This is a genomic window from Opitutaceae bacterium (genome assembly GCA_015075305.1).
In the GTDB taxonomy this organism is placed as follows: domain Bacteria; phylum Verrucomicrobiota; class Verrucomicrobiia; order Opitutales; family Opitutaceae; genus UBA6669.
This window is the reverse complement of sequence record JABTUS010000006.1, coordinates 309664-323765: the sequence shown is the minus strand read 5'-3', so window position 1 is coordinate 323765 and position 14102 is coordinate 309664. Positions and strand designations below refer to the sequence as shown.

Here is a 14102-nt window from a genome sequence, read left to right as displayed (position 1 = left end):
AGCCAAAAGCCGCCATGAACTGGTTCACCCATGTCGCAGGGAAACGTTCCCTACGTTGTCCCACGCACAGACGCGCGTGCTTCCTGAGTGATTCTACGCAACCGGCAATTGCCAGAACCTTCAATTTGCGGAATCCAGGCAGCCACAAATGCTCGCCGCCGCCAGTCGTTGCATTCCGGCACTAATTTCCGAGCATTTGTCTGATCTGCAATATCTTGCAAACAAGACTCAATGCACATCGCGAACTGTCGCGCGGGCTCGGCAGACTAAAATTAACCCTTCACACGATCGGGCTACTCTGTGAAAGTTGATCCCTTCATGACTCCATCAAGACACGCCAGCCGTATTCTAGGGGTGCGCCCTTGTACGACCGTACGTGATTTCCTCTTCCCGGGCACTGGGGAGCCCTTCATGATCGCCCGTTTCTCCAAATGATTTCCCGTATCCTGCCCAGCCAGTGCGCGACTGACTCGTTGACCACGGATCCTTCCCTGCCCGCACGCCTCATCCCACCTCCTCCGAGGCTTGCCAGGGTTGCTGCCATTGCGATGTGCCTCCTCCTTTCGATGGCTGGAAGCATGCAGGCCGCCAAACCGAAGACCGTGACTTTCAATGTCGCATCCCAGCCCCTGCCTCTGGCTCTTATGATTCTGGCCCGCCAGGGTGAGGTTGAGGTCCTTTTCTCCTACGACGAGCTGAAAGGCCTGCAGGCTCCCAGGATCTCGGGCAAACTCACCGTCGAACAAGCCTTGGCGACCATCCTCAAGGGCACGCCCTATGCCGTGCAACGACACCCGGTCCGCGCTCGCAGTTTCCAGATCATGTCTCCGCAGATGGTGGTGCGCGCCGCCGCCGAGGCGCAGAAACCCATCGTCAGGGTCACTGATCTCCCTCCCGAACCCCCGCCGCCCCCTCCTCCCTCCCTCCCCGTCGGTGATTCCAGCATCGATCGTCCTCGTACCCCCGATGACGCCACCCCCTATGTCGTGTTTGAGGGAAAGACCGTCGAGCAGTCGGGCGCACTGACGGTTGGCGATTTTCTGGCCGAGCGCCTTCCCTCCGCCAATGGGGCGAATCTCGCCGGAGAGGTCGGCATGCGGGCCTCGGGCGCTCACCAGACCAAGATTCTGGTCAACGGTCGCGAACAATCCCGGGTTGCAGATGTTCCGAACGCGATGCCTGGAATGAATTATCGCACCTCCCGACTGGCACTCCTGCCGCTCAGTTCGATTCAACGGATCGAAGTCATTCCCCAGTCCGCTGCCGTGTCGGCGGGTGGCGGATCCATCGGCGGCGCCATCAATGTCGTCACCAAGCGCGACTACTCCGGGGGAGAGATCACCCTTGGCTACGAAAACTCCTTCGATACCGACAGCGCCAACAAGAAATTCGAAATCCGCTACGGGACCTCGTTCAACGACAACCGGACCCGAATCATGGTCTTCGCCGGCGCCACCAACGCCAATTCGCTGGCGGTCCAGGACCGTTATGACCTCGTGCGCGACTACACGGCACGCGCAACCGCGGGAACACCCGGGCTGCTCAACGGCACCGAGATCCTGTTCGGCAGGACTGCCCGCGTCGATACGACGGACGGCTCCAACCTCGTGCTGAAGTCGGGGAACACTCTTGGCTCCTCCTTCGTTTTCATACCCTCCGGCTACAAGGGGCTGGAACAGGATGGCCCCCAGCCGCTCATCGACAACGCTGGGAAAATTGACACCGAGTCACCGGACACCGCACAGGCCTATCTTGGGCGCCGACTTCTGCTCAACCGGCGCCCCAGCACGCAGTATGTCCGCACCGAAGCGCGGCACGCGATCACCTCCTATGCCGAGGCCTACCTGGACCTCTCATACGAGCGCACCATTCGCAATCAGGCGATGGGCGTGCTGAGTTCCAATCAGTACGTGACCGTTCCCGCGGGAGTTCCCACAAACCCATTCGGCCAGGAGGTCCGTGTGCGTTTCCCCTACGCCGCCACGGGCGCGAACAGGAGCACGCGCGAACATCAGGCGGCCACCCTTGGCACCCTGTTCACACTGCCCCGCGAATGGAAGGCCCGGATCGAATACTCCTACGGCATGCACCGATCCGTCGACTCGGCGAAAACCGCGAGCAGTTCCGCTTTTCAGGCCGCGATCAACAATGGGACGATCAACGTCTTTGATTCATCGGTCGTGGGCTCGAACCTGCTCGAGGACCATATCGATTCCCGCACCGGACGCGGCAACGTGGAACTTCTCGCGTCCACCGCGAGGATCGAGGGCCGGCTGCCCGCAGTGCCGGTCATCCGGGTCGTGCCCGAGGTCAGCTTCGGTTATGAATCGCGGAAACTCATTCGCGACACGTTCCGCATCCACGACGGCGCATCCCAGTCCGGAATACTGCCGTCGACAACCGCATCCTTTGACGTGTTTGGGGAAGTCACCCTTCCATTTTTCTCCGAGGCGAGAAATCTGCCGGGCCTCAGACTGCTTGAAGTCGTGGCATCTGGAAGACGCGGAAAGCAGCGTGTTGACTCGACGGTCCTGAAGGCCAGCGGCTCCCAGAGCGTTCCCGACCTCGGCGCCAAGCTCGAACTCGAGAAGGCGAAAAGCAGCTACGCTGTCGAAAACCCCGTGGTCGGTGTGCGTTACAAGCCGGTCCGGGACGTTTTGCTGCGCGCATCCTACTCCACCGGCTTTGCCGCCACGGCGGACTATCTGCTGCTTCCCCAGTTGACTGCGAAAGGCAGCATCACCGACCCAAAGCGCGGAGACTCCACCTACGATGCCAGCATCACGACGGGAGGAAACTCAAGGATGAATCCGGAACACGCCGACACCCACTCGGCCGGCGTGGTTATTGAGCCCAAATTCGTGCCAGGTTTCCGCCTCTCGCTCGATTACACTGACTCACGTCGCAAGGACATCATCGACATCCTGGACACCGCGACGCTCCTGGCCTACGAGGATTCCATTCCTGGCCGTATTTCTCGTGAGGCCCCTGCGGAAGGCGACACCTACTCAGCTGGCAAGATCACGAAGATCGACGCCTCCGCCATCACGCTCTACGCGGCAAACCTGAAGACCTGGGACCTTTCCGTCGGCTACAAGAAGGAACTGGCCGACATCGGATCATTCGATCTTTCGGCCATGTACACCTTGAATTCGAGGTACGAGCAGCAGCTCGTGCCAGGAGGATCCTTTGTCGATCTGGTGAATGCTCCGCTTTATGCAGGACCCTTTCGCGACAAGGCGAATGCATCGCTCACATGGACAAGAGGGCCTTTGAGCGCAGGCTGGTCTGCCAGATTCCACAGTCGCTACAAGGGAGCGACCGCGGCTGGCGTCAGCCCCACCCAGTTGCCGGACATCAACTACCTGGCCATGTCGGCCAGGACCTATCACGACGCGTTCATCGGCTATCGCTTCTCAACGCAGGCGCGGGGTGCGCTGCGTTTCCTCGACAGGACTGAGGTTCTTTTCGGCGTCCGCAATATTTTCGGTTCCGATCCAATCTTCGACGCATCCCTTCCGGCCGACCTCTTCCTGAGCGGCAATGGCGAGTTGCGTCGCGCGAGTTACTACCTGTCCCTGAAGCGAGAATTCTAAACCGCAATTTTTCTCATGCCATTGCTTTGCCGCCTTGGACTCGCCCTCGCACTTCTCAGTGCCGCATCGCTGAGCGCCCAAACAGACACCATCGCCCGTCCCAAAGCCACGACCCCAATCACCAAGCAGGTCGTGCCTCCCGGTGGCGCAGCCGTGCCCATCGACCTCAGGAATCATTTCACGATCCAGAATGAAGCCGGAGACAAGTTCGTGCAGTTCGACACGGTCTATGGGAAATTCAATGTCATCCTGCGCGGTGCGAAGGCTCCCAAACACGTGGAGAACTTTCTGCGCTACGTGCACGACGGCCGCTACGACAACATATTCTTCCATCGAACCGCGGGCGGAAACACTTCAACTGTTGCCTCCATAGCGCAGTCGGGAGGATTCAAACTGCCCTACTCCACCGCGGTGCAAACCTACGATCCGATCGGGCTCGAAAGTCCGCTCCCTCACGAGCTCTACACGCTCGCCGCGGCGCGGACGAGCGACCCAAATTCCGCGACAAGCCAGTTCTTCTTCAACCTTGTTGACAATACGACCACCTACTTTCCCGGGCAAAGCACCACGAATCAGGACTTGCGCTATTCCGTCTACGGGCGGGTGGTGGGCAGCGGCGGTGTCGCGCTGAAGCAGGTTGGCATGCTCCCCGTCTATAACATGGTCGACGGCGCCATCAACACATCCGCTTTTCAAACCATACCACTTCGCGACAAGGTTCCGAACATCCTGACGGAAAAAAACCTCATCATCATCCGTTCCATCAGGGAGGTCCCGCTCTACCCAACCGGCGGCGAGACAAGCGTGCTGAACTTCTCCGCCTATTCCACGAATCCCGGTGTGGCGCAGGTCTCCCTCAGCGGATCCACGCTCAATCTGCAGCCCGGCACAGTCAATGGCACGACCACGGTTTCCGTCACGGTATCCGAGGTGGCGGGTGACACGATCACGACGGAGTTCGAGGTTGAAACCAATTCCGAGCTTTCCATCGCCCGGCCTCCGCGAAGCCAGGTCATCGCCCTGGGGGACGCCGTCCTCTTCGATGTGGAGGCGATCGGTGCCGGTCTCTCCTATCGGTGGCTGCACAATGGAAACCCGGTCAGCGGGGCGACCTCGCCGTCACTCTTCATCCGCGGCGTCGAGCAGGATGACGCCGGCAATTATTCCGTTGAAGTGAGCAATACGGTTGGGACGGTCACCAGCGCCATCGCGGGTCTCACCGTCGTGGGCGACAGCGTGGCAAAGAGCCGCCTCACCAACCTGTCCGTGCGATCCTTCGGCGGCAACGGCGACGAAACGCTGATCGCGGGGTTCGCAACCGAAGGAGGAACCGTGAACCTCGTGATGCGCGGCATCGGTCCGACACTCGCCAGTTTCGGCGTTCCCAACGTGATGGCGGACCCTGAGATCAAGCTCTTCAATGTGCCGTCGCCGGGTTCGTCCGCGCATCTTCTCGGTGCAAACAATGACTGGACAGAATTCGACGGCAGCGCCGTTGGCGGTTTTCCACTTCCCGTCGGGAGCAAGGACGCGGTCCTCACCAGTCCATTCATCTCCGGCGCGAACACGCTGCACATCAATGGGCTTGGCGACACCCAGGGAATGGCGCTCATCGAACTCTACGAAGGCCCGTCATCCGTGGGCACTCTGGTCAACCTGTCTGCCCGCACGCTGGTTCGGGCCAATGACACGCTGATTGGTGGATTTACACTGACCGGCTCCACCAGTCGAACTGTCCTTGTCCGAGCCATCGGCCCGGGACTGAACAATCTCGGCATCTCGAACTTCTTCCAGGATCCCCGCCTCGCTCTCCGTTCGACAAAAGGCACGCTCGTCGCACAGAACGACAACTGGGGAGGATCATCCGCCTTGAGCGAGGCATTCCTCAGCGTCGGCGCGTTTGCACTTGCCGACCCTTCCAGCAAGGATGCGGTGATACTCACAACACTGGAGCCAGGCGGTTACACTGCCGTGATCACCGGACCCACCGGCCACACCGGTGTCGTGCTGCTCGAGATCTACCTCGTGCGATAGGCACGCCCACCGGTTTGCGCCGGTCGCAGCTCTACTCGTCGAGTGAAGAGAGGCGTGCGAGCGGCCAGGCACCGCCGAGCGCAAGCACGATGTCCCGAACAGCAACGTCGAGGTAATGCCCTTGAACGATCAACTGAAGGGCGATCGCAATGAGCCAGGCGGCTACGACATAGGCTCCAATCCGCGGCTTCAGGAAAACAAGCAGGCCCGCAACAATCTCGATCACTCCGACGACGTGCATGAATGCCGACGGCGAAAATGGCGAGATGGAGGCAAGGTGTGGATTGAGATAGTCCGGCCAGCGCGCGAGAATATTGGTGAACTTGTCCGCGCCCGCCACGATCGGCACGATTCCAAAAAGAACCTTCAGCGTGAGTCGAATCTGCCTGACGGCCTGATGCTCGGCCGTCCCGGAATCCGGGACTGTGGATTGAGTCGTTGTCATGATTTGATTTTGATGGTTGAGTGGATGGTGCCGTTATGGCTGTCCTGTACATTCGATGCCAAATGCTGCGCGCCGGTTACATCGAAGCCATGCATGCCGCCTTCACCGCTTGCCCATCCTTCGACTGCACAGCGCCCCAGAACTGCGATTCGCGGTGTCAAAGGTATCAGCCGGATTCGTGAAATGCTGTAACCATCTCACGTGCGATTGCATCCAATCCGAACCATGCCAGCTGCCGCCCAAAATGCCGAATCCCTGGAGTACCATCCGGACATCCCCGATCTTGCCGCCGTAAACGGTGTCCTCCGTGGAGACAACGGGATGTTTCGCATCATCGTCCGACGCTACAATCCACAGCTCTACAGGGTCGGCATGGCCTACCTGCACAATCACACGCAGGTCGAGGATGCCATGCAGAATGCCTACATAAAGGCGTTCAGGAACTTGAATCGCTTCAAAGGCTCCGCCGCCTTCTCGACCTGGCTCACGCGCATCATGATCAACGAGTGCCTCATGCTCATCCGCAGGGAAAGGCGCTTCAAGGCCGAGCCGTCCCCGGAGTGCGCAGGTCTTGAGAAACAGGAATCGCCCGAACCTTCCGCCTCCGAATCCCTCAACCTGGCAGAAATGAAAGCTCTTCTCGAACAAGCCATCCGGAAACTTCCGCGTTCCCACCGCGCCGTCTATGTACTTCGCGAAGTCCAGCGTCTTTCCACCGCCGAGACGTCCGCCTGCCTCGGAATAACACCTGCCAATGTCAAAGTCTCCCTTCATCGCGCGAAGGAGGGACTCAAGGAGCAGCTTCTGAAAACGACGGCGGGAATGGAGCTCTTCGACTACTCCGCCGCCCATTGCGATCCCATGACCGCTCGCGTAATGGCCGCAATTCCAAGCACCATTTCACGCTAACCCGCGCCGGTGCAACGCCCCCCCGTTGTTGCCTGCACCCTCCATCTTTGCCTGCACCCTCTCTCCTCCATCCTTGCATGCATTCCCCCTCCGTTGGAGGGGCATGCTTTGTCATGCCCAGGGTTCGCGGTTCGCGCCAAGACGCCGGCCAGTTTTCTCATAAACCTACATCCCACTCCCTCTTCTCCGCGTCTCCGCGTGAGACCTTCCGACGCCGTTTCTCCCCGACCGTCCCCAGGGCACGACAAAGCGTGCCCCTCCATGATGGTGGAAGGGTCAAATTGTTTCCCGTTCGCCCCTCCGTCCTTGCATGCATTCCCCCTCCATCTTTGCCTGCATTCCCCCCATTCGTTTGGCATGGCGAATTCCGCCACATGCCGTCCGCAACTGATTCGTTCAGATGGACGGAGACTCGCCGTACGTCATCCCTTCAAATCACCGCCCGGCATAGCTGCCAGCGCTTCAAATCCCGCCTCCAGCGCTCAATGGATTTCAAGCCCTTCGGCAACGCGACATGCCCGTCAAATGTCAAGGCGCCAATGATTCCGGACAGTGCAAAATCGGAATAGACGGGGCGCATTCCAAAAATGAAGGGTGATCCACGGAACATGAGGTCGAAGGGCTCGAAAAGCGCATAGGCCTGCTTCTTCAAGGCCGGCGCCTCCTTTCGCCAGGCGTCAAGACACCCGCGGCCAAAACGGCGCTCCTTGAATCGTATCGCCTCGGTGCGCTCAATGAGATCCTTGATCTTGGGTATGCGCAGCGGGTCGGTCAGACGAAAGGTCACCGCCTCAATGTCGTTCTCAATGTGAGGAATGAGGATTCTCTGCATCCCTTCATGCTCAGACGGAAACAATCCCCCGCCCCAGAATTCCCTGTCGATGTAACGGGCCACATCAAGCCCGTCCGGCGACTCGTCAAACACAAGCTTCTTCCCGTGCACCAGCGTCGGTACCTGATAGTACCTCCCACCGGTGATGCGGATCAGCGACTCGCGACGGTGAAGCGGTGCCTCCACCGAGCGAAAGGATACCCCCGCAGCATTGAGAGTCTCTGCTATGGCAATGCAATACGGGCTGTAGGGAACCTGATGGAGAACGGGTTTCATGAATGGGACGATTTTGACGGCGCACTCTGCACCATCGGGACGCTGACGCGATCTTCAAACTCGTTGCAGCACGAACACTGGGCGGCATAACAATCCAGACAAAGCGTCATCCCATCCCACGCATAGGTGCCAAAGGCACCGCAGCGCTCGCACGCCACCGCCTCATTCCTCGCAGGCGGACGCAGCGGCGGCAGCCACTGGCGGGATTGGCTTGAATCCAGAGCGTTCATGACGTCAGCGGCCGACAATAGCCCGACTCATGTCTTCCAGCAAGTCATCGATGGACTCCAACCCGGCGGAGAGACGAACCAGTCCGTCGCTGATACCTCCGCTCCGCCGCGCCTCGGGCGTCATGCCGCGATGACTCGACCGGGCCGGGACCGTCACCAGGGTCTCCGGTCCTCCAAGGCTCACAGCATGAATCACGAGTTTGAGACCGTTGATGAATCGGGCCGCCGCCGCCTCGCCACCCGAAAATTCAAACGAAAGCAATCCCCCCGCTGACCTCATCTGCCGCCGGAACAACGATGCCTGGGGATGCGAAGCCAGTCCCGGATAGTGCACCGCCGCAATCTCCGGCCGCCCCGACAGCCATTCAGCGATTGCACGGGCGTTCGCCTCATGCCTCTCCATGCGCAGCGCAAAGGTCCGCAACCCGCGCAGGGTCAGCCAGGCTTCGAAGGCATTCACGGTTCCTCCCAGGTTCTTGTGAATGGAGCGATGCATCCGCGTCATCGGCTCGCGGCCAACAACGCATCCGCCCATCAGGTCGCCGTGCCCGTTGAGATACTTGGTGGTTGAATGAATCACCCAGTCCGCGCCCATCTCCAGCGGACGCTGACCCAGCGGCGTCGCCACCGTGTTGTCCACGATCACCGGCACCCCGGCCTGGCGCGCGCGCGTTATCGTCTCCGCGAGGTCGATCAGCCGCATCACAGGATTCGACGGGGTCTCCAGCAGCACCACGCCCGCCCGCGCGACAGCCGCGAGCCACGCGGACGAATCGGAGGGATCCGCCGTCTCCAGGGGAAGGCGGTAGGCCGATCCCAGAATGCGCAGCAGCTCAAAGCTTCCCCCATAAATGTCGGGCGGCGTCAGCACCGGGCCGCTCCGCCCGTGCATCGCCATCGTCACCGCACAGAGCGCCGCGGCGTTCCCTGAACTGGTCACCAGCGCCTCCGCCCCGCCCTCCAATCCCGCGAGGACGCCTGCCAGCGTGTCGACAGTGGGGTTTCCAAACCGCGAATAGGCGTACCCCTTTCGCGCCCCGGAAAAAATGGCCTCCGCATCCTCCGTGCCACCCAGGTCGAAGATCGCGCTCTGCACGATCGGCGGCTGTACCGGCTCATTGGCACCGGACCGGTGTGATTCCGAGCCGGCCCGCGCGCACAGCGTGGCCGGTTGCAGGGTGGTTTTCATGCCGTTCATGTGTCTGGCTGGAGTGCTGATTGTGGTTGCATGCTGATTATATCGTATTACGATGCAATTGAAATCGAATCATCCTCAAATCCGCGCGGCCGTCCACACATGCCTCCCCGAAAGACACCTGCAGTCCTGAACAAGCGCGACCTCGAGGCGCTCGCGGAATTCCGCTACGCACTGCGGAGGTTCCTCGGCTTCAGCGCGGATGTCGCGCGCAACCACGGGGTGACCCCCCAGCAGTACCAGGCGCTCCTGGTCATCCAGGGCCACCCGGGGCGCGACTGGGTGACGATCGGCGAACTCGCCGAGCGCATGCGCGTCACCCATCACAGCGCGGTGGGACTGGTGGATCGCCTGGAGGCGATGAAGGTGGGCAGACGCACGCCCTCAAAGGAGGATCGGCGCCGGGTCCACGTTTCGCTCACGCCAAAGGGTCTGCGCCTCCTCGCGAGGCTGTACCAGGTCCACAGAAACGAACTTCGTGCATGCGGTCCGCAGCTTGCCACCCTCCTCCAGAAGGCGGCCTCCCGCATTCCCACGAGGACCAGGTTCAGCAGCCCGGCCTGCTCCATGCCGGAAATCGAGGATTGAATTGTCGCCGATTGAGGGGCCACCAAGGACCACACCGCAAACATGAAACCAGGACGACCACCCGAAATACTCATCAAGCGCGTCTACGAGTCAGCCTCACCCGGGGACGGGCGGAGGATCCTGGCCGAGCGGCTCTGGCCGCGCGGACTTCGCAAGGATTCCGCGCAACTGGACGGCTGGATGCGTGAAGTGGCGCCCAGCACCTCGCTCCGCCAGTGGTTCAGCCACCAGCCCGTGAGATGGCCGGAATTTCAGCGGCTCTATCGCATCGAGCTCGAATCCCGCCCGGAAGCCTGGCAGCCGATTCTCAACGCCGCTCTCAAGGGGCGCGTCACCCTTCTCTTCAGTTCGCGCGACACCGAACACAACAATGTCGTCGCGCTGCGCGCGTTCCTGATGGAAAGACTTCCAGGCGCCGCACCATCCCGATCCAGGCGGGTGCCTCGGGCGGAAGGCGCGCTGAAACGGAAACCGGCGCCCCGGAAGTCCGATGGAAAGTAATTGGATCTCCTTGTCCAATTTGCCCGCCGCACCCTGAGCAGCTGTTTCCAATCCGCACGGCCAAAGCGCCCCTTCCAATCGATCCACTCCCACACCCATGCCACATCCCGCAGCCATTCTTGCCCAGAGCGCCCCTCCCCTGTGGGGCCAGCCGGGCATCGTCATCACAGCAATCCTTCTCGCCATTCCCCTCGCGGTGGGCGTCTGGCTCATCGGGCTGAAACTGTCCGCCGCGCGCGATCGCCGGCATACGGGAGGCGTGTCGGGAGACCACCTGCATCGGGACGAACCGGCGGCCGGATCGGCAGGTGATCAATCGACGCGTTCCGCCGCACTCATTCGCAATGTGGACCAAAGCGGCACCATTCGTTTCCTGCCGGTCAAGAAGGCCGCCCAGCGCCGGCCGGAGATTCACGCCCCCCTCGCCCGTCTGATCCTCTGGTACCTCGGCGCAGCCACATTCTGGCTACTTTTCGGAACGACGGTCGGCGAATACCTGGGCATCAAGTTCGTCGCTCCCGATGCGGATCATCTGAGCTGGCTGAGCTTCGGACGCCTGCGACCCGTGCACACCAACGCCGTCTTCTGGGGCTGGGCGTCCCTCGCCATGATCGGTCTTGGCTACTATGTGGTCGCCCGGGTGGGGAATGTCCGGCTCGCGAGCATGAAGGCCGGGTGGTGGACATTCGGACTCATGAACGCCGCCGTGGTTCTCGGCAGCCTCGCACTGATGGCCGGCATCAACAATGGCGGCGGCGAGTACCGCGAATATGTCTGGCCGATCATGCTTCTGTTCGCCTCCGGCATCATCATCGCCCTCTGTAATTTCCTCGCGACAATCGCCCGGCGGCAGACGTCGGATATCTACATCTCCAACTGGTACATGGTGGCGGCCCTGATGTTCGTCATCACCATCGTGCTCGTCGCCTACCTCCCCTTCTGGCAGGACGGTTTGGGCGAGACAATCATCCAGGGCTACTACATGCACCAGGGCGTGGGCATGTGGTTCATGATGTACCTGCTGGGCCTGACCTACTACTTCCTCCCGCAGCAGCTCAATACACCGATCTTCTCCTACAGCCTGGGCATTCTCGCCTTCTGGACGCAGATCCTTTTCTACACGGTCATAGGCACCCACCATTTCGTGTTCAGCTCGATTCCGTGGTCGATCCAGACCATCGCCATCGTCGGCAGCATGGGAATGGTTATCCCCGTCGTCGCAGGCACCGCAAACTTCCTGCTCACCTTCCGTGGCGCGTTCCACAAGATCGGTGGCAGCTACACCCTGCCCTTCTTCCTTGTCGGGGTCGTCTTCTATTTCACCGGTTCCCTGCAGGGCACGGCCGAGGCTTTCCGATGGACCAATCTCGTCTGGCACTTCACCGACTTCACGGTCGCCCATTCCCACCTGACGATGTACGGCATCATCAGCTTCCTGCTCTGGGCCTGCATCTATGCCGTTGTACCCCGGCTGACCGGTCGTGAGCCTCCCCAAGCCACGGTCGGCGCCCACTTCTGGATGGCCCTGATCGGCCTGCTCTTCTACTCGATTCCTTTGATGGTGGGCGGAACACTCCGCGGAATAGCCTGGCTCGACGGCGTTCCCTTCATCGAGACGGTCAGTCTGATGGCGCCGTTCTGGCTGTGGAGAGCCATCGGTGGCACACTGATGTGGCTCTCCCACGGAATCTTTGCCTATAACATGTACAAGATGATCGCAGGCGGGGCCCGTCACGAGGCGCCCTCGCCAGTCGAGGAAGGAGCTGTGATCTGACATGAGTTTCTATCGCAGTCACAGACTTCTCTTCAGTGCCGTCGCCGCACTCTTCATTTCGCTGACGATCGCCATCGCCATCCTGCCGGCCCTTCACAATCAGGCCAGCTACGCTCCCCTGCCAGGTGCCGAGCCCCTTTCAGGCGACGCCCTCAAGGGCAAGGCGATCTTCATCGCCAACGGATGCGTCGCCTGCCACACGCAGCAGGTGCGCAATGTCGCGATGGACCGCGTCTGGGGCGAGCGCCCGAGCATCGCCGCGGACTACGCGGGCATCGGACGCACTGACCTCTGGCGAAACACCGCCACCTTGATGGGCACCGAGCGCACCGGCCCGGATCTCACCTCAATCGGTTCGCGTCAGCCCAGCGATGTCTGGCACCTGCTCCACCTCTACGCACCGCGCTCAGTCGTGCCCGCCTCCATCATGCCAGCCTACCCCTGGCTGTTTGTGGAGAAAACGGAAACATCGCCAGGCGACACCGTCGTCAATGTGCCCGCCCCGTTCAATCCCGAGGGTCGGCAGGTTGTGGCCTCGCCCGAGGCGCTTCAGCTTGTCGCCTACCTGCTCTCCTTGAAACAAACGCCCCTGCCCGACGGCTCCGCCCCGCCCGCGTTCCTCTACGCGGCATCCCCTGGCAATGGCGCACAAGCCGCGGCAAGCGGGACCGGTGCAGGCGCAGCCCTCAATGGCACCACGCTGTACGCCGCGAACTGCCAGGCCTGCCATCAGGCGAACGGCGAGGGACTGAAGGGCGCATTTCCACCGCTGAAGGCGAGTCCGATTGTGACGGATGACGACCCCACGCGGATTCTCACGATCATCATGAAGGGCTACACCTCCCGCGAAAAGGAGGGTTATCCCGCGATGCCGCCCATTGGTGTGACCAACAAGCTGACCCCGGCCCAGATACACGCCATCATCAACCACGAGCGACAAAGCTGGGGCAATCAGGTCCGCGAAGTCCCGCTCGACGAAGTGACAAAAATCCTTGCGGGCATCGCTCCATGAAGACTCGCCTGTCCCTTCTGATCTCCACGCTTCCCGCGGTGCAATCCGCGGCGTTCGCCTGCGAAATGTGCTCCGTGGAGCAGCCGAAATTCCTGCGCGGCCTTACGCACGGCCCGGGACCCCAGGGCAGCCTGGACTACGTCATCGCCGCAGCCGCCGCTTTGATCGTGTTCTTCGCGCTGGCTTGGGCGATCAAGTGCCTCATGCGCCCCGGGGAACAGAATCCCACCCACATCAAACGAACCATTCTTCTGCACGACTCCTATGGACCCTAAAGGCACAGTCAGGCTGTTTCTTGACGACGATCCCAATCCGATCGGTGAATTCACGTCACCCGTCACATTCGAACTCGACACCCGCCTGCTCGCTGACGGCAGGCACGTCCTGAAGATCCTTAGCCGGGACCCCGGCGGACTGGAGGGCGTCCGACTTCTGCCGTTCATCGTGCGCAACGGACCCGCCATCGATGTGGAGGGTCTCAAGCCCGGCGACACCGTGGACGGCGTGATACCCCTCATGATAAACGCCTATGGCAAGGGGGATCAGAAACAGTTCGTCATCTACGGCAGCGAAACCCCCCGCGGCATCCCCTCTTGGATCGTCATCCTGCTCGTCCTCTTCGCCGGCTGGTCCGTCTACTACATCGCGCGGTACTTCACGATGGGCCATTGAGCCGTAATACGCCGCACCTGCCCGGATTTTACGGAGCA

12 protein-coding genes are annotated in these 14102 nt (G+C 61.2%); 9 read left to right on the top strand and 3 right to left on the bottom strand.

Annotation, left to right across the window (positions count from 1 at the left end; all coding sequences use genetic code 11):
* The first annotated feature begins 431 nt into the window (after positions 1 to 431).
* Together HS122_13435 and HS122_13430 are read left to right on the top strand one after the other, a co-directional pair.
* Positions 432 to 3596, top strand: coding sequence for a TonB-dependent receptor (locus HS122_13435; protein MBE7539400.1), 3165 nt, complete (start codon positions 432 to 434; stop codon positions 3594 to 3596).
* A gap of 15 nt (positions 3597 to 3611) precedes the next feature.
* Positions 3612 to 5630 carry a peptidylprolyl isomerase gene (locus tag HS122_13430; GenBank protein ID MBE7539399.1) on the top strand — a complete coding sequence of 673 codons (2019 nt, stop codon included), beginning with the start codon at positions 3612 to 3614 and terminating at the stop codon, positions 5628 to 5630.
* Positions 5631 to 5661: 31 nt separating this feature from the next.
* Here the strand turns inward: HS122_13430 and HS122_13425 are convergent, their stop codons facing one another.
* Positions 5662 to 6075, bottom strand: a complete 414-nt coding sequence (locus HS122_13425; protein ID MBE7539398.1) for a DoxX family membrane protein — start codon at positions 6073 to 6075, stop codon at positions 5662 to 5664.
* A gap of 225 nt (positions 6076 to 6300) precedes the next feature.
* On the opposite strand from HS122_13425, the gene HS122_13420 reads away from it, so the two are divergent.
* Positions 6301 to 6984 (top strand): sigma-70 family RNA polymerase sigma factor, encoded by a 684-nt coding sequence (locus HS122_13420; protein MBE7539397.1) that lies wholly within the window; start codon positions 6301 to 6303, stop codon positions 6982 to 6984.
* 430 nt (positions 6985 to 7414) lie between these two features.
* Here HS122_13420 and HS122_13415 read toward each other — a convergent pair whose 3' ends face one another.
* The gene (locus HS122_13415; protein ID MBE7539396.1) at positions 7415 to 8092 is read right to left on the bottom strand and encodes a glutathione S-transferase N-terminal domain-containing protein; all 678 of its coding nucleotides are present in this window, start codon (positions 8090 to 8092) and stop codon (positions 7415 to 7417) included.
* Between the two features lie 234 nt (positions 8093 to 8326).
* Positions 8327 to 9511, bottom strand: coding sequence for an aminotransferase class I/II-fold pyridoxal phosphate-dependent enzyme (locus HS122_13410; GenBank protein MBE7539395.1), 1185 nt, complete (start codon positions 9509 to 9511; stop codon positions 8327 to 8329).
* A 39-nt stretch (positions 9512 to 9550) separates the two neighbouring features.
* Between HS122_13410 and HS122_13405 the strand changes: the two genes are divergently transcribed.
* The 6 genes from HS122_13405 to HS122_13380 all read left to right on the top strand — a co-directional run bounded on the left by HS122_13405 (position 9551) and on the right by HS122_13380 (position 14064).
* Entirely contained in the window at positions 9551 to 10105 is a 555-nt protein-coding gene (locus tag HS122_13405) for a MarR family transcriptional regulator (GenBank protein ID MBE7539394.1), read from the top strand.
* 42 nt (positions 10106 to 10147) lie between these two features.
* Positions 10148 to 10606, top strand: a complete 459-nt coding sequence (locus HS122_13400) for a DUF488 family protein (protein MBE7539393.1) — start codon at positions 10148 to 10150, stop codon at positions 10604 to 10606.
* 97 nt (positions 10607 to 10703) lie between these two features.
* Positions 10704 to 12380 (top strand): cbb3-type cytochrome c oxidase subunit I, encoded by a 1677-nt coding sequence (locus HS122_13395; protein MBE7539392.1) that lies wholly within the window; start codon positions 10704 to 10706, stop codon positions 12378 to 12380.
* A 1-nt stretch (position 12381) separates the two neighbouring features.
* Complete coding sequence (locus HS122_13390) at positions 12382 to 13392, top strand: cytochrome c (GenBank protein MBE7539391.1); 1011 nt, start codon at positions 12382 to 12384, stop codon at positions 13390 to 13392.
* Complete coding sequence (locus HS122_13385; protein MBE7539390.1) at positions 13389 to 13667, top strand: hypothetical protein; 279 nt, start codon at positions 13389 to 13391, stop codon at positions 13665 to 13667. Before HS122_13390 ends, HS122_13385 begins: the two co-directional genes overlap by 4 nt.
* Positions 13657 to 14064, top strand: coding sequence for a cytochrome C (locus HS122_13380; protein ID MBE7539389.1), 408 nt, complete (start codon positions 13657 to 13659; stop codon positions 14062 to 14064). The genes HS122_13385 and HS122_13380 overlap by 11 nt, the downstream gene beginning before the upstream one ends.
* Positions 14065 to 14102: the final 38 nt, after the last annotated feature.

Excerpts from the sequence above, each read along its gene's own strand:
- HS122_13435 (MBE7539400.1), top strand. The coding sequence starts at position 432 with ATGATTTCCCGTATCCTGCCCAGCCAGTGCGCGACTGACTCGTTGACC.
- HS122_13430 (MBE7539399.1), top strand. The coding sequence starts at position 3,612 with ATGCCATTGCTTTGCCGCCTTGGACTCGCCCTCGCACTTCTCAGTGCC.
- HS122_13425 (MBE7539398.1), bottom strand. The coding sequence starts at position 6,075 with ATGACAACGACTCAATCCACAGTCCCGGATTCCGGGACGGCCGAGCAT.
- HS122_13420 (MBE7539397.1), top strand. The coding sequence starts at position 6,301 with ATGCCAGCTGCCGCCCAAAATGCCGAATCCCTGGAGTACCATCCGGAC.
- HS122_13415 (MBE7539396.1), bottom strand. The coding sequence starts at position 8,092 with ATGAAACCCGTTCTCCATCAGGTTCCCTACAGCCCGTATTGCATTGCC.
- HS122_13410 (MBE7539395.1), bottom strand. The coding sequence starts at position 9,511 with ATGAAAACCACCCTGCAACCGGCCACGCTGTGCGCGCGGGCCGGCTCG.
- HS122_13405 (MBE7539394.1), top strand. The coding sequence starts at position 9,551 with ATGCTGATTATATCGTATTACGATGCAATTGAAATCGAATCATCCTCA.
- HS122_13400 (MBE7539393.1), top strand. The coding sequence starts at position 10,148 with ATGAAACCAGGACGACCACCCGAAATACTCATCAAGCGCGTCTACGAG.
- HS122_13395 (MBE7539392.1), top strand. The coding sequence starts at position 10,704 with ATGCCACATCCCGCAGCCATTCTTGCCCAGAGCGCCCCTCCCCTGTGG.
- HS122_13390 (MBE7539391.1), top strand. The coding sequence starts at position 12,382 with ATGAGTTTCTATCGCAGTCACAGACTTCTCTTCAGTGCCGTCGCCGCA.
- HS122_13385 (MBE7539390.1), top strand. The coding sequence starts at position 13,389 with ATGAAGACTCGCCTGTCCCTTCTGATCTCCACGCTTCCCGCGGTGCAA.
- HS122_13380 (MBE7539389.1), top strand. The coding sequence starts at position 13,657 with ATGGACCCTAAAGGCACAGTCAGGCTGTTTCTTGACGACGATCCCAAT.